This is a genomic window from Thiomonas sp. TH-17 (assembly GCF_057473305.1).
The window spans coordinates 16,342-32,081 of the sequence record NZ_JBYCKI010000005.1 but is presented as its reverse complement, the minus strand read 5'-3'; the positions used below and the strand labels follow the sequence as shown (position 1 = coordinate 32,081).

At 66.4% G+C, this 15,740-nt stretch carries 15 protein-coding genes; 14 read left to right on the top strand and 1 reads right to left on the bottom strand.

Going from position 1 to position 15,740, the window contains the following annotated elements; all coding sequences use genetic code 11:
* Positions 1–139: 139 nt before the first annotated feature.
* The 14 genes from AC2VLV_RS00515 to clsB all read left to right on the top strand — a co-directional run bounded on the left by AC2VLV_RS00515 (position 140) and on the right by clsB (position 14,465).
* Positions 140–1,258 (top strand): outer membrane beta-barrel protein, encoded by a 1,119-nt coding sequence (locus tag AC2VLV_RS00515; protein WP_486988135.1) that lies wholly within the window; start codon positions 140–142, stop codon positions 1,256–1,258.
* 36 nt (positions 1,259–1,294) lie between these two features.
* Positions 1,295–1,633: a P-II family nitrogen regulator gene (locus AC2VLV_RS00510; RefSeq protein WP_013107214.1), complete on the top strand. Its 339-nt coding sequence runs from the start codon at positions 1,295–1,297 to the stop codon at positions 1,631–1,633.
* Positions 1,634–1,666: 33 nt separating this feature from the next.
* Positions 1,667–2,986: an ammonium transporter gene (locus AC2VLV_RS00505; protein WP_486988134.1), complete on the top strand. Its 1,320-nt coding sequence runs from the start codon at positions 1,667–1,669 to the stop codon at positions 2,984–2,986.
* A 167-nt stretch (positions 2,987–3,153) separates the two neighbouring features.
* Positions 3,154–3,612: a nuclear transport factor 2 family protein gene (locus tag AC2VLV_RS00500; RefSeq protein WP_486988133.1), complete on the top strand. Its 459-nt coding sequence runs from the start codon at positions 3,154–3,156 to the stop codon at positions 3,610–3,612.
* Between the two features lie 39 nt (positions 3,613–3,651).
* A complete protein-coding gene (locus AC2VLV_RS00495) occupies positions 3,652–4,191 on the top strand; it encodes a sigma-70 family RNA polymerase sigma factor (RefSeq protein WP_486988132.1) in 540 nt (179 codons plus the stop codon).
* The gene (locus tag AC2VLV_RS00490) at positions 4,188–5,054 is read left to right on the top strand and encodes an anti-sigma factor family protein (RefSeq protein ID WP_486988131.1); all 867 of its coding nucleotides are present in this window, start codon (positions 4,188–4,190) and stop codon (positions 5,052–5,054) included. Before AC2VLV_RS00495 ends, AC2VLV_RS00490 begins: the two co-directional genes overlap by 4 nt.
* A 155-nt stretch (positions 5,055–5,209) precedes the next feature.
* Positions 5,210–5,980, top strand: a complete 771-nt coding sequence (locus AC2VLV_RS00485) for an extracellular solute-binding protein (protein WP_486988136.1) — start codon at positions 5,210–5,212, stop codon at positions 5,978–5,980.
* An 82-nt stretch (positions 5,981–6,062) separates the two neighbouring features.
* Entirely contained in the window at positions 6,063–7,355 is a 1,293-nt protein-coding gene (gshA, locus tag AC2VLV_RS00480) for a glutamate--cysteine ligase (protein ID WP_486988130.1), read from the top strand.
* Between the two features lie 19 nt (positions 7,356–7,374).
* On the top strand, positions 7,375–8,442 hold the full coding sequence (gshB, locus tag AC2VLV_RS00475; RefSeq protein WP_486988129.1) for a glutathione synthase: 1,068 nt from the start codon (positions 7,375–7,377) through the stop codon (positions 8,440–8,442).
* 36 nt (positions 8,443–8,478) lie between these two features.
* Entirely contained in the window at positions 8,479–10,731 is a 2,253-nt protein-coding gene (locus AC2VLV_RS00470; protein WP_486988128.1) for a sensor histidine kinase, read from the top strand.
* Between the two features lie 199 nt (positions 10,732–10,930).
* A complete protein-coding gene (locus AC2VLV_RS00465) occupies positions 10,931–11,590 on the top strand; it encodes a peroxiredoxin (protein ID WP_486988127.1) in 660 nt (219 codons plus the stop codon).
* A 137-nt stretch (positions 11,591–11,727) separates the two neighbouring features.
* Positions 11,728–12,231, top strand: coding sequence for a dihydroneopterin triphosphate diphosphatase (nudB, locus tag AC2VLV_RS00460; protein ID WP_486988126.1), 504 nt, complete (start codon positions 11,728–11,730; stop codon positions 12,229–12,231).
* 12 nt (positions 12,232–12,243) lie between these two features.
* Positions 12,244–13,080: an endonuclease/exonuclease/phosphatase family protein gene (locus tag AC2VLV_RS00455; RefSeq protein ID WP_486988125.1), complete on the top strand. Its 837-nt coding sequence runs from the start codon at positions 12,244–12,246 to the stop codon at positions 13,078–13,080.
* Positions 13,081–13,118: 38 nt separating this feature from the next.
* Entirely contained in the window at positions 13,119–14,465 is a 1,347-nt protein-coding gene (clsB, locus tag AC2VLV_RS00450; RefSeq protein ID WP_486988124.1) for a cardiolipin synthase ClsB, read from the top strand.
* 1 nt (position 14,466) lies between these two features.
* Here clsB and AC2VLV_RS00445 read toward each other — a convergent pair whose 3' ends face one another.
* A complete protein-coding gene (locus AC2VLV_RS00445) occupies positions 14,467–15,708 on the bottom strand; it encodes a sensor domain-containing diguanylate cyclase (protein ID WP_486988123.1) in 1,242 nt (413 codons plus the stop codon).
* Positions 15,709–15,740 lie beyond the last annotated feature (32 nt).

Here is a 15,740-nt window from a genome sequence, read left to right as displayed (position 1 = left end):
TCAATTCGCTTCTCACAGAACGTAAAGCAAGTGACAACGATGTGACAGCCCCCACACAGACCTGGCACGAAAGCTGCTGATGCTCTCCGGCATTTCATGGTGGGCGTCTTGCCCGGCAGCACTCACAGGAGAAACTTGGATGAACAAAATAGCAATCGCCGCGGCCGTCGCCGCAGTTCTGGCCAGCTACGCGGGCGCAGCATCTGCACAGACCACACCGGCCCCCGCAACGCCTGCCGCTCCCAGCCTGGGCGCGGTGCTCGCCGCAACCCCTGGCCTGAGCATTACCGGCTATGTCTACGGCACCTACGACTACTTCGACACCTCATCGACCCTGCTGCGCGGCTACGACAACAAAGCCAATGGCTTTTCGCTCAACCAGGCCTCAGCAACTGCGGCCTATCTGCCCAGTTCAGGTTTCGGCGCCCAGGTCAACGTCATTGCAGGCAATGACGCCAAGGTGCTCAACGGCAACGACAGCACCTTCTACCTGAACAATGCGTTCGTGCAGTATGCCAACGGTGGTCTCACCGTCATGGGCGGCAAGTTCAGCTCGCTGGCCGGATATGAGTCCACCAATCCGGTGAACGATTCCACGGTGTCGCGCAGCATCCTGTTCTGGGACATGGAGCCCGGCGCGCTCACAGGCCTGCGCGCCAGCTACGCCGTGTCACCCGCACTGACGGTCATCGGCGGCGTGAATAACGGCTGGGTCAGCCCGCAGCCGAGCAATACCTCCAAAACCATCGAGCTAGGCCTGACCGGCAGTCCGAACAGCCTGTTTTCCTACACCGCCGACTACTACCGCGGCCAGTCGCCGCTGTTCGGCGGCTCGACCAACGGCGTACTGCAACTGCTCGACCTCGTTGGCACCTTCAACGTCAACAGCGCGCTGACCCTGGGCGCCAACGTCGATCTGCTGTCCAAGGACAACGTGCCCCTGGCCAGCGGCGGCACCGGCACCGGCAAGGCCAACGGCCTGGCGCTGTATGCCACCTACGCGTTGACGAACGAATGGGGCGTGGCAGCGCGCGGCGAATACGTCGATGACAAGGACGGCATGGTCTCTGGAACCAACGGCGCCGCCAACAAGCTCAAGGAGCTGACTCTCGCGGTGAACTACACGCCGGTGAAAAACGTCAAGCTGTCCGCCGAAGTGCGCCAGGACAAGTCCGACACCGCGATCTTCACCAAAAAAGACGGTTCCCCCACCACCAAGCAAAGCTCGCTTGAGTTGATGGCCGTTTACTCGTTCTGATCCCACGGGCCTGCGGGCCCACTGAAGGAGCCACACATGAAAATGATCACGGCCATCATCAAGCCGTTCAAGCTAGACGAGGTGCGCGAGTCCTTGTCGGGCATCGGGGTGACGGGCATCACCGTCACCGAAGTCAAGGGTTTTGGTCGGCAGAAGGGCCACACCGAGCTGTACCGCGGCGCGGAATACGTGGTCGATTTTCTGCCCAAGGTGAAGATCGAGGCGGCCGTGCCGGAAGCCCTGGTGGAGCGCACCATCGAAGCGATTGAAACCGCAGCGCGCACGGGCAAGATCGGAGACGGCAAGATTTTTGTCTCTGCGCTCGAACAGGTCGTTCGCATCCGCACCGGTGAAACCGGCGGCGACGCCCTTTGACCCGCCTTTGACTCCCTCCACGAGGAATCCGACATGAAAAAAAGTCTCGCAATTCCCGCAGCGCTCGGCGCGATGCTGCTCGGCATGGGCAGCGCCTGGGCGCAGACCGCCCCGGCCGCTGCCGCCTCCAATCCGGCCGCCTTCATCAACTCCGGCGACAACGCCTGGATGCTGACCTCCACCGCGCTGGTGCTGATGATGACCATTCCCGGTCTGGCGCTGTTCTATGGCGGCATGGTGCGCAAGAAAAACGTGCTCGCCACGCTGATGCAAAGCTTCGCCATCACCTGTCTGGTGACGGTGCTGTGGATGATCATCGGCTACAGCCTGGCCTTCACGCCGGGCAATGGCTTCATCGGCGGATTGAGCCGGTTCTTCCTCAACGGCATGGGCCTGGATTCGGCCAACCCGCTGGCGCCGACCATCCCAGAGTCGACCTATATGACCTTCCAGATGACCTTCGCCATCATCACCCCGGCGCTGATCGTGGGATCGTTCGCGGACCGCATGAAGTTCTCGGCCCTGCTGTGGTTCATGGGCATCTGGCTGCTGGCCGTGTACGCCCCGATCGCTCACATGGTGTGGGGCGGCGGCTTCCTCGGCGGCGACGGCGTGCTCGACTACGCCGGCGGCACCGTGGTGCACATCAACGCCGGTGTCGCGGGTCTGGTGGCTGCGCTGGTGATGGGCAAGCGCGTGGGCTACGGCAAGGAAGCCATGCCGCCGCACAACCTCGTGCTGACCATGATTGGCGCCTCGCTGCTGTGGGTAGGCTGGTTCGGCTTCAACGCCGGTTCCGCCGTGGCCGCCAGCGACCGTGCCGGCATGGCCATGGCCGCCACGCAGATCGCTACCGCCGCCGCCGCACTGGGCTGGATGTTCGCCGAGTGGATTGCCCGCGGCAAACCCACCATCCTGGGCATCACCTCCGGCGCGGTTGCCGGCCTGGTGGCCATCACCCCGGCGTCCGGCTTTGTCGGCCCTGGCGGCGCGCTGGCCATCGGCCTGATCGCTGGCGTGGTGTGCTTCTGGACGGCGGTCTACATGAAGGAAATGATCGGCTATGACGACTCGCTCGACGCCTTCGGCGTGCATGCCATCGGCGGCATCGTCGGCGCCATGCTCACCGGCGTGTTCGCGGTCAAGGCCATCGGCGGCACCGCCGGCGCCCTGGAAGGCAATATGGCCCAGATCCTGATCCAGGCCAAGGGCGTGGGCTTCACCATCGTCTACGACGCCATCGTCACCTTCATCATCCTCAAGGTCATCGACATGGTCATCGGCCTGCGCGTCACCGAAGAGCAGGAACGCGAAGGTCTGGACATCAGCCTGCACGGCGAGCAAGTGCTCTGAGCCTCGGTTTCCCGACGGTGCGGCGGCCAGCCGCCGTACCCGAAGGCGTCTCCTCATCCTGTCCCCAGGATGTTCCAACCGCCCCGATGGGCGGTTTTTTTTCGACAACGGAATAATCGCCGCGCCGGGCCGTCCATGCAGCATCCCCACCCCAAACGGAGCTGATGATGAACACCGCAACCCGCCTGACCCCCACCCTCGCCGCCACGGCACTGGCCTTCTCTGCGCTATGGATCGCGCCGTCGGCCTACGCCGACACCCCCGTCGAGGCCGCCCGGTCGCACATCGAGGCGATTGCCGCGGGCAACGTGGAGGCCATCACCGGCAGCTACGGCCCGGACGCCGTGCTCGAATGGGTCGGCGGCCCGCTGGATGGCCGCTACGCCGCCGCCGACACCATCAAAACCACCTGGACCAAGTTCAGCAAGGCCAACGGCCCGCTCAAGGCCGACATCACGCATCTGCAGGAAGCCGCCAACCCGAAGGGCGCCACCGTCACGGCCGATGTCGTGTTCCAGGGCAAGACGGCCATTCCCGTGCGCTATGTGCTCACCTATCGCGACGGCAAGCTGGTCGATGAAATCTGGCAGATCGACCCCAAACTCGCCAGCAAAGGCGGATACTGATTCCACCCACGGCACGCCCACCCTCGAACCCGTCCCGCCATGGCCGACCGCCATCAACTGCTGACCGAGCAGATCCCGCACCTGCGGCGCTATGCCCGCGTGCTCCACGCCGGACGCATGGCCGACGCCGACGATCTGGTGCAAGACACGCTGGAGCGCGCCGTCAACAAATGGGGGCTCTGGCGCGGGGTGGGCAGTGTGCGGCCCTGGCTGTTTTCCATCATGCACAACCTGTTCGTCGATCAGTGCGCCGTGCGCAATGCACAGGCCACGCAGGCGCTGGACGATCTGCCCGATGGCGCCCTTCCGGCGCAGGCCGCAACGCAGGAGCTTCACCTCGAAGCCCTCGAACTGCTGGCCGCGCTGCAGCGCTTGAGCGTGCCCTTGCGCGAGGTGTTGCTGCTGGTGGCCGTGGAAGGACTCAGCTATACGGAAGCAGCCAAGGCGCTGAGCGTGCCCACCGGCACGGTGATGTCGCGCCTGTCGCGCGCGCGCAGCCAGCTCTGGCAACTCACCAACGGTGAAGGAGCGCAGCGCCCGGCGCTGCGCGTCATCGAAGGTCAAAGGAGTGTGGGATGAATCCGCAACGCCCCGACCGCGACACCCTCATGGCCTATGTCGACGGTCAGCTCGACGCGGCCCGCAGCGCCGAGGTCGATCGCTACCTGGAGCACGAGGCCCGGCTGGCTCAGACGGGTGAACAGACGCGTCCGGGTGCGCACACCTCGGTGCGTGCCGAGATCGCCGCTCTGCAGGCGCAGAACCTGGCGCTGCGCGAGGCGCTCGCCCCCTTGCTCGACGAGCCAGTGCCCGCGCGCCTGTTGCAGCCTCTCGCGCCGCCTGCGCGCCCTTGGGCACGCGCGGCAGCCGTGGCCTTGTGGCTCGGCGTGGGCGCGGTGGCCGGCAGCCTGGCCACCCGGGAGGCGCTGCGGCAAAACGGCCCCGCGGTCACCGCGCAGAAAGAAGGCATGCAGCACTTCGTGCATCAGGCCGAACTCGCTTACGCCGTCTACACCCCGGACGCGCGCCGCCCGGTGGAAGTGCGCGAGGGCAGCGACCTGACCACCTGGCTGTCGCGCCGCCTGCAGCGTCCCATCGTGGCACCCGACACCCTGCCCGGCGGCCTCGTGCTCATGGGCGGGCGCCTGCTGCCCGGCATGCCGGGCAAACCCGCCGCACAGCTCATGTACCAGGACGCGCAGGGCCACCGCGTCACGGTCTATCTGCGCGGCATGGCCAAGCCCACCGCCGAGATTTCATTTCGCATCGCGCCCGGAAAACCGGCGTCCACCTTCTATTGGGTGGATCGCCAATGGGGCTACGCGCTGACCGGCGATCTGCCCCGCGCCCAATTGCTGGACGCAGCGCGCGTGCTTTATCAGCGCTACACCGCCGACGATCCACCCGCCCTGCCGGGCTCCACAGCCACGCCGCAAGCCTGACCGCGCGACGCAGCTTTCAATTCCCCTCACCCTGCAGACCGACGCTACGGCGTCGATCGACCAGGTTTTTTCGACGTTCAGGAGTGCTCATGACCCAACCCACCTCACCCAACCCGTCCGCTGCTCAAACCCCCGACGCCGGACGCCGCGCCCTGCTGCGCACCAGCCTGCTCGGCGCCGGCTTGCTGCTGGCCTCAGCCACGCCGCTGGCCCTGGCGGACAACGCCCCGTCGCTCAAGGTGTACGGCCCGGGCGGGCCGGCGCCCGCCATGAAGGAAGCGGCCACGGCCTTCGAGAAAGCCACGGGTATCAAGGTCGACGTCACCGCCGGCCCCACTCCGAAGTGGATCGACGCCGCCCGGGCCAACGCCGACCTGATCTTCTCGGGATCGGAAACCATGATGAGTGACTTCGTCACCGCCATGAACGGCCAGCTCGACAGCGCCGACGTCATTCCGCTCTACCTGCGGCCGCTCTCCATTCTGGTGCGCCCGGGCAACCCCAAGCACATCACCGGCTTCACCGATCTGCTCAAACCCGGCGTCAAGGTGCTCGTGGTCAACGGCGCCGGACAGAATGGCGTCTGGGAAGACGCCGCCGGTCGCCTGGGCGACATCCGCACCGTGCGCGCGCTGCGCAAAAACATCGTCGCCTATCCAGCCAACAGCGCGCTGGCCCGCCAGGCCTGGATCGACCAGCCCGACATCGACGCCTGGCTGATCTGGAACATCTGGCAAGTCTCCAACCCCAAGCTGGCCGATCAGGTGGCGGTGGAAGAACCTTACCGCATCTACCGCGACACCGGCATCGCCCCGACCACGCGCGGCAAACAACTGCCCGCCTCGCAGCAGTTCATCGCCTTTCTGCAGAGCCCGCAAGGCGCGGCGATCTTTCAGCGCTGGGGCTGGATGACGAACGGCGCCTGAACCGGGGCAGATGCGGGAGCTCAGCGCGTTTGCGCTGCGTCTGCAAGAATCGGGGCTGTCCCCGCTTTTTGCAAACAGAACAATGATCCCGCATCTCATCACGTCCTCGGGCGATCCCGTCCTCGAACTCGAACAGCGCATCCTCGAGGCGCAACCGGCCATCGAGCGCTGGTTCCGCCTCGAATGGATGGAACACACCCCGCCGTTCTACAGCTCGGTCGATCTGCGCAACGCCGGCTTCAAGCTCGCGCCGGTCGATACCAACCTCTATCCCGGCGGCTTCAACAATCTCTCCCCGGAGATGATGCCGCTGGCCGTGCAAGCCGCGATGGCCGCCATCGAGAAAATCTGCCCGGAGGCCAAGAACCTGCTGGTGATTCCCGAGAACCACACCCGCAACAGCTTCTACCTCGAAAACGTCCACACCCTGATGCGCATCTTCCGCCAGGCTGGGCTGAATGTGCGCCTCGGGTCGCTCGACGAGTCGGTCACCGAGCCCATGCACCTCAAGCTGCCGTCGGGCGGCGAGCTGGTGGTGGAGCCGCTGATCCGCAACAAACTGCGCCTCGGCCTGAAAGACTTCGACCCCTGCACCATCCTGCTCAACAACGATCTGTCGGGCGGCATCCCGCCCATCCTGCAGGGTCTGCACGAGCAATACCTGCTGCCGCCGCTGCATGCCGGCTGGGCCGTGCGGCGCAAGTCCAAGCACTTCCACGCGTATGACGACGTGGCGAAAAAGTTCGCCAAGCTCATCGGCGTCGATCCGTGGATGCTCAACCCCTACTTCGCCCAGTGCGGCAAGGTCAACTTCCACGAGCGCCACGGTGAAGACTGTCTGGCCGAAGCGGTCGACAGCGTGCTGACCAAGGTGCGCAAGAAGTACAAGGAATACGGCATTCAGGAGAAGCCCTTCGTCATCGTCAAGGCCGACGCCGGCACCTACGGCATGGGCGTGATGACCGTGCGCGACCCCAGCGAAGTGAAAGACCTCAACCGCAAGGCCCGCAACAAAATGAGCGTGGTCAAGGAAGGGATGGAAGTCAGCGAAGTGATGATTCAGGAAGGCGTGCCCAGCGTCGAGCGGTTGCAAGAGGCCGTGTGCGAGCCGGTGGTGTACATGATGGACCGCTATGTCGTCGGCGGCTTCTACCGCGTGCACGCCGACCGCGGCCCCGATGAGAACCTCAACGCCCCCGGCATGCACTTCGTGCCGCTGGCGTTCGAGGAACAGTTCAACGTCACCCATCCGGAAGCGGCCCCCGGCACCAACGGGCCGAACCGCTTCTACATGTACGGCGTCATCGCCCGTCTGGCCATGGTGGCGGCCAGCTACGAGCTGGAGCGCACCGACCCCGATGTGGAGCTGGGCTGAGCCCGCGGGAGCGCCCATCATGCAACTGCTGTTCATCGCCGACCCGATCGCGTCCTTCAAGATTTACAAGGACACCACCTTCGCCATGATGCGCGAGGCGCAGGCGCGCGGCCATGCGCTCTGGGTGTGCGAAGCCGCCGATCTGCATTGGAGAGGAGGCGCCCCCACGCTTGCCGCTAACGCGGCTGCGCTGCCCCCCGATGGGGCCCACCCCGCCTTGGGGCGACCCGGCGGCGGGGTGATCGCGGCTCCAGTCTCCGCCGTGTGCCGCCGCATCGAACTCACCGGGGCCACGTCAGGCCACGACTGGTATCGCGTGCTCGACCAGCGCCCGCTGGCCTTGCGCGACGTCGATGCGGTGCTCATGCGCAAAGACCCGCCCTTCGACAGCGAATATTTCTACGCCACCCACCTGCTGCAGCAGGCCGAGCGCGAAGGCGCCGCGGTGTTCAACAGCCCCCGGGCGCTGCGCGACCACCCGGAAAAGCTCGCCATTCTGGAGTTTCCGCAGTTCATCACCCCCACCCTGGTCAGCCGCCGCGCGGCCGAAATCAAGGCGTTCTACGGCGAGCATGGCGACGTCATTCTCAAGCCGCTCGACGGCATGGGCGGCACAGGTATCTTTCGCCTGCGTCAACAGGCCGATGGCAGCCCCGATCCCAACCTCAACGTGGTGATCGAAACCCTCAGCGCCTTTGGCGCCACCACCGTGATGGCGCAGCGCTTCGTGCCCGCCATTGCGCAGGGCGACAAGCGGGTGCTGATCATCGACGGCGAGCCCGTGCCTTACTGCCTGGCGCGCATTCCGCAAGGTGGTGAGACACGCGGCAATCTGGCTGCGGGCGGATTGGGCGTGGCGCAACCGCTCTCCGAGTCCGACTGGGCCATCGCCCGCGCGCTGGGGCCGGTGCTGGCCGCGCGCGGCCTGCTGCTGGTGGGCATCGACATCATTGGCGACAAGCTCACCGAGATCAACGTCACCAGCCCGACCTGCTTTCAGGAAATCACTCAGCAATCCGGCTGCGACGTGGCCGCGCGCTTCATCTCCGCGCTCGAAGCCGCCGTCACCCGATCCCGCACTTATTGACGCCGCGGGCGCGCGGTGGGCGACAATCCGCCCATCATGCAGATGCCGCAAACCCGTTCTGCCCGCATTTTGATGGCGGCCTTGCTGCTGACCCTCGCGGGGGTCACGGCGGCGCTGTATATCGCCCTGCATCAGCCCTGGCTGGGGCTCACCCTGTCGTCCCGCGCCGATGCGTACAGCCCGGGCATCGAGGTATTGCATGTCGTCGGCAACGGCCCTGCAGCCGCCATCGCTAAAGGCTCGCGCCTGCTGTCGATCAGCGCCAGCGGGCAGCGCGTGGCCCTGCAACCCAGCGACCTGATCGAAGAGCCTGACTATTTTGACACCTACGCCGAAGTCGAGCGCTTCTTTCAGCGCCAAACGCAGATCGCCGCGCTGCAGGCGCGCCCCCTGCTGCTGAGCTGGCAAGACCCCGCCGGACAGGTCTTCGAGCAGACCGTCACGCCCCTGCCCAACCGTCCGCTCGCCAGTCTGCCTTTCGTGTTCTGGTTTCAGTTGCTCTGCGGCGGCGTGGCCCTGCTCGTCGGCGCCTGGGTGTACGCGCTCAAACCCAAGAGCTGGCCGGGACGGCTGCTGGCGCTCTCCGGGCTGCTGTTTCTGCCCAACACTTACTCGGCCGCGATCTACAGCACCCGCGAACTGGCGCTGCCCGGCGGTCTGTTCGAGCGGCTTTCGGCCCTCAACCATCTGGGCGCGCTGGGGTTCGGCGGCGCATTGGCCGCGCTGTTTCTGGTGTACCCGGCGCGACTGGCGGCGGCGAAATGGCTCTGGCCCGTGCCCATCATCGTGGTGGGCTGGTGGGCGATGGATGCCGCGCGTCTGGCGCCCAACGTTAGCTGGGGGGTACGCATCCCGCTGCTGCTCGAAATCCTGCTGGCCGTGGCGCTGGCCGTGGTGCAGTGGCGGCGCAGCGCCATGCGCGCGGCCGACCGCGCCGCGCTGCGCTGGTTCATGCTCTCAGCCATGCTGGGCGCGTTCACCTTTGTCGTCTTCACCTTCGGTTCGAGGATGATCGGGGTGTTCACGCCGATGCAGCAGGGCTATGCCTTCGGCTTTTTTCTCGCCATGTACCTCGGCCTGGCGCTGGGGGTCGGACGCTATCACCTGTTCGACCTCGACCGCTGGGCCTACCGGCTGCTGCTCTGGGTGCTGGGGCTGGGGCTGATCATCGTGCTCGACATGCTGCTGGTGTTGCTGCTGAACTGGCGCCACGACATGTCGCTGATTCTCACCCTGCTGCTGGCCGGGCTGCTGTATCTACCGATGCGGCAATGGCTGTGGGGCCGCATGATGCAGGGCGAGTTGCCGCCCATCGACAAGCTGCTGCCCGAGATCATTTCGGTGGCCTTCACCGCGCAGACGCTGGAACGCGAGCGCCGCTGGCTCGGCCTGCTCGACCGGCTGTACCAGCCGCTGCACAACCTGCCGATGCAGCAAGGCGAGGCCGACACCCACTCCGGTCTGGCGCAGGACGGCATGGAGCTGCGCATCGCCCCGGCTGGCGGCCTGGCCGCGCGTCGTCTGCAGGGCCGCAGCGCCGGCCAGCGCCTGTTCACCGTGACCGACGCCGAGCTGGCAGCGTCGCTCGTGAGCCTGTTCAATCAGGCCGCCTCGGGCCGCGACGCGCTCGAAACCGGGGTGCAGCAAGAGCGCGACCGCATCGCCAGCGACCTGCACGACGACATCGGCGCCAAGCTGCTCACCCTGCGGCATCTGGTGCACGGCGAGCGCGAGCAGGCCATGCTGATGACCACCATCGACCAGCTGCGCGCCATCGTGCGCGGGCTGCGGCAGGCGGTTCAGCCGTGGGAAGAGTTCGCCGCCGACATCCGCTCGGAAACCGCGCAACGCTTGGCCGCCGCCGGTATGGCGCTCGACTGGCCGCCGCCGCTCATCGGCGGGCTCAACGCCGCTCGGCTGCCCCCTCAAGACGCCGCGCAGCAATACCACCTGCGCGCCCTGCTGCAAGAGGCGGTGAGCAACGCCATACGCCACGCCCGCGCCAGCCGCGTTTCCGTGCGACTAAGCATCGTCGATGCGACCCGCATGCGGCTGGACGTTTTCGACGACGGCATCGGCATCGACCCGCAGCATGCCGCCACCGGACATGGCCTCACCAGCATGCAGATCCGCGCCCGCGCCCTGGGCGGCCAGATCGCCTGGCGCCGCAACATCGACCGCGCTCCGTCCAGCGCGCCCGCCGACGAAACTGCGGAGAGTACCGGGCAGCCTTCGGGTCGCGGCACCTGGGTGGAATTGGTGTTTCCCCTGATCGCCAGCGCGGGTTGATCCGCCACTGTCACAACAAAGTCGATCAGACCCCGCACAATGCGTCTTTAGCCAAGTTTGCTGAACGCAGGCTCGTTATATGTTTTCCCTAACTATTCGATTGTGACAATCGATTGGATCAATTCTCGGGTTTTCCCTAGACTTCTTTCTCAACGGCACACCCGCCGGATGTTTTCTTCCCACCACAAGGACCTCAACCATGGAACAAACCACTGAAAATTTCGGCCTGCCCCGTCTCAACGAGCCCGCGCCTCATTTCGCCGCCGTTACCACCCACGGCACCCGCACCCTGGCCGACTACAAGGGCAAATGGCTGATCCTGTTCTCGCACCCGGCCGACTTCACCCCGGTGTGCACCACCGAGTTCATGGGCTTCGCCCGTGAAGCCGAGACCTTCAAGTCGATGAACTGCGAGCTGCTCGGCCTGTCGATCGACTCGATCTTCGCCCACCTGGCCTGGGTGCGTTCCATCAAGCAGCACTTCGGCGTGGACATTCCCTTCCCCATCATCGAAGACCTGAAGATGGACGTGGCCCGTGCCTACGGCATGATCCACCCCGGCGCCGCCGACACCCAGGCCGTGCGCGCCACCTTCTTCATCGACCCCAACGGCATCCTGCGCGCCATGGTGTACTACCCGATGAGCAACGGCCGCTCGATCAACGAGTTCGTTCGCCTGCTGCAAGCCCTGCAGACCAGCGACAAGCACGGCGTGGCCACGCCGGAAGCCTGGTGCCCGGGCGACAAGGTCATCGTGCCGCCGCCGAAGACCTCCGCCGCTGCTGAAGAGCGCGTGGCCAAGGGCGCTGCCCAAGGCATGGAAGTGACCGACTGGTACTTCTCCAAGAAGACGCTGTAATTCATCAACGGGAACTCCCCGTTTCCTGAAGTCCAAAGCCCCGGCCCCGCCGGGGCTTTTTTCTGGTCTGCGCAAAGGCTGCAAGAACCAAGGACGCAACCAAGCGTTTGCGCCCTGACTTCCTTAAGATGCGGGTCATGGATGCAACGACTCAGTCCCCCCTCGCCCCGTCCGATACCGGGCGCAAGATTCCGGTCTCGGTGCTGGTGGTGATTCACACGCCCGCGCTCGATGTGCTGCTGATCGAGCGCGCGCTGCAGCCCGGTTTCTGGCAAAGCGTGACGGGCAGCATCGACGCCCCCGGCGAACTCCTGATGGACACCGCCCTGCGCGAAGTGGCCGAAGAAACCGGCATCCAGGTAGGCAGCAGCGCCGTGCCCCCATCCGCCCTGCGCGATTGGCGGCTGGCCAATGTGTACGAAATCTATCCGCTGTGGCGGCATCGCTACCCGGCGGGCATCTGGAAGAACACCGAGCATGTGTTCAGCCTCGAAGTGCCCGCAGGCACTTCCGTCACCCTGGCCGCACGCGAACACCGAGCAAAGGTCTGGCTGCCCTGGCAGGAGGCGGCCAAGCGCTGCTTTTCGGCCTCGAACGCCGATGCCATCCGCCAGTTGCCACGGCGCTTTCCGGCCCGCTGAGCAGGCCCGGTCATGGAACTGCGCGTCGCCTCTTACAACATCCACAAAGGCGTGCTCGGCCACGGCCCGGCCAAGCGCGCCAGCATTCTGGAGTTGCAGACGGCGCTGCAGGGACTTGAGCCCGATCTGGTTTTTCTGCAGGAGGTGCAGTTTCTGCACCAGCGCAACGCGCGCCGACTGAGCGGCTGGCCCGCGCTGCCGCAGCACGACTTTCTGGCGCAGGCGCTGAACCTGCACGCGGCCTACCGCACCAATGCCTGCACACGTCATGGCGAGCATGGCAACGCGCTGCTGTCGCGCTATCCCATCATCGACATCGCCCACTGCGATGTGTCGGACCACCGCTTCGAGCAACGCGGCCTGCTGCATGTGCAGGTGGCGCTGCCCAAGGGCGGGCCGCTGCACTGCATCGTGGTGCATTTCGGGCTGTTTGCGGCCAGCCGACAGCGCCAGACCGATCGCCTGCTCGACTACATCGCGTCGCGGGTGCCCGCACAGGCGGCACTCATCGTCGCCGGCGACTTCAACGACTGGCACGGCCGCATCGGCCCGCAGTTGTTGCAGCAACATCTGGTCGATGTGAGCGAGCCGCCGCTCAAGACCAATGGCAAGACCTCCTGGCGCAAGCGCGTACGCACCTATCCTGCGCGGCTGCCGCTGATGCCGCTCGACCGCATCTACGCCCGAGGCTTCAGCGCCAGCGAAATCGGCCTGGGTTGGGGTCGCGCCTGGGCCCGGCTGTCCGACCACGCACCGCTGCTGGCCGCGCTGCGCTGCGACCTGCCAGACTGCCCCGAGTCGCCCTTGCCCGCGCCGGCCGCCGCTGCGTCTGCGCCCATCGCCGCGTGAGCGCGTAGCCCGAGCGCCGCCCTTGCCCGCCGCCGCCCTTGCCAGCAGACACGCCGCCCCAAGCTCTCGATGAAGCGCTGCGCTGGACCGGTGGCGCCACCCCGCGGCTGCTGCCCTACGGCAGCGCGCTGTTTCCGGCCATGCAGCAGGCCATCGAGCAGGCCCGCGAAAGCATCTGGCTGCAGACCTACATCTTTCATACCGACGAGGCCGCGATGACCCTCGCCAGTGCGCTGTGCGATGCCGCGCGGCGCGGCGTGCAGGTGCGGGTGCTGGTGGACGGACTGGGCTCGGGCCGCAGTGTCGAGGCGCTTTCCAGCCGCTTCACCGAATCCGGGGTGGAGTTCATGGTGTTTCGCCCCTGGCGCCTCTGGCCCGATGTGTTCCAGCGGGGTCGCTGGCGGCGGCTGCACCGCAAGCTGTGCGTGGTCGATGCGCACACCGCCTTCATCGGCGGCATCAACCTCATCGACGACCGGTTCGATATTCACCACGGCTGGAGCGCCGAACCCCGGCTCGACTATGCGGTGCAGTACCACGGCCACCTCGCGCGGCAGACGCAATGGCTGATGCAGCGATTGTGGCTGCGCACCGTGCTCACCGGCAGCCTGCAGCGCCGCCTGCGCAAACTGCCCGGCCCCGGCGTATTCGACACCTCGCCCAACCGCCGCGCCTACTGGCAGGAACTGCTCGACTGGGGCAGCGACATGCCCGTGGCCGACGAAGACGGCGCGCCGCTGCTGCCCGGCGCCACGGCAACCGCGCCCCGCAAAGTCGCGCCCAGCCCCACCCCGCAGACCCTCGCGCAAAGCCAGGCCGCGCTGGTGGTGCGCGACAACTTCTCGCAGCGCCGCGCCATCGAGCACAGCTACATCCGCGCCATCAACCGCGCCCGCGAACGCGTGCTCATCGTCAGCCCCTACTTTTATCCGGGGCTGGAGTTTCGCCAGGCCTTAAAAAACGCGGCTGCGCGCGGCGTGCGCGTCGAGCTGCTGATGCAAGGCCGCATCGATTACCGCATGGCAGCGTGGGCGGCGCGCGCACTCTACGGCGAAATGCTGCGCGCCGGGGTGCATATCTATGAATACACCCCCGCCTACCTGCACGCCAAGGTCGCCGTGGTCGATGCCGACTGGGCCACGGTCGGCAGCTCCAACATCGACCCGCTATCGCTGCTGGTCAATCTCGAAGCCAATCTCGCCGTGCGCGACCGCGCCTTCGCGCTGGAACTGGGCGCGCATATCGAAAGCCAGCTCGCGCAGTCGCTTCCGATCAACACGCCCGACCGCCTGCGCACGCGGGCGCCGTGGTGGCTGCGGCCCTTCGTGGCCGTCGCCGCCCGCGCCTTTGTCGCCCTGGCCGGCGGGGTGAAGAACGAATATTGATCTACGCACAAACCTGATTACGCCCGCCCTGCTTGGCGCGGTAGAGCGCCCGGTCGGCGCGCACCAGCACGTCGGCGGTACGCAGATCGCCCGGGCGCGACTGCGTCATGCCGATGCTGACGGTGAGCGCCACCGCCTCGCCCTCGGCCAAGGCGATGGCCTCGGCGCTGACCGCGGCGCGCAGGCGCTCGGCGATCTGCCCCGCCTCGGCCTCGTCCGCGCCGTCGAGAATCAGCAGGAACTCCTCGCCGCCCAGCCGCCCGAAAAAGTCGCGGCTGCGCTTTTCGCCCTCGATGATCTGGGCGAAGCGACACAGCACATGGTCGCCCGCGGCGTGGCCGAAGCCATCGTTGACGCGCTTGAAATAATCGAGATCGAGCAGCAGTACCGACAGCGGCGCCTTGCGCTGCAGCAGCCGATCCAGAATGCCCAGAATGCTGGGCCTGTTGTGGATGCCGGTCAGGCTATCGCAGGTCGCCAGATGTTCTAGCCGACGCTCCAGCGCCTTGCGCTCGCTGATGTCGCGCCAGATGCCTTCGACCCCGGCGTACTGGCCCTGCTCGTCGCGCAAGGCCTGGGTGCTGATGGAAATATCGATGATCACCCCGTCCTTGCGCCGCATGCGGCCCGGAAAATCGTGCACCGCACCGTGCTTGCGGATCTCGGCCACCAGGGCGTCGCGCTCTGACAGGTCGGGATAGAACGCCGCGGCGGGCAGGCCGATGATTTCCTCGGCGGTGTAGCCCAGCACGTTCTTCACCGCCGGGCAGACGTAGCGGGTGATGCCCTGCGCGTCGGTGCGGTAGAACACATCCTGCATGGTGTTCATCATGCGCTGGAAGTCTTCGTCGGTCTGACGCAGGCGCTGCTCCATCGCGGCGCGCTCGGTCATGTCGAGAAAGGTCGCCAGCACCGCGCGTTCATCGTCCATCACCACGATGGCGCTGCTCATGGCCAGCATCAGCGGCTGGCCATCGCAGGTGTAGGCGCGAATTTCAGTGACCGGGTTGATGCCGCCACCCTCGGCGTGACGCAGCCGCGCCAGCGCGCGATGCAGGTCGAGCGGGTGAATGAAGGCGCCAACCTCGCGCCCGATGACGTCATCCGGCTGGGCTGCCCGCAGCAGCCGCAGCGCCGCGGGGTTGGCGTAACGCACGGTATCGCCCACCAGCATCACCACACAGGCCGGAAGCTGGTCGATCCACTCGGCGCTGGGGCGACGGGCCTGTTCGGGGTCAGCCATGACGAACTCCCGGCTCCGAAAGCGGGCGCGGG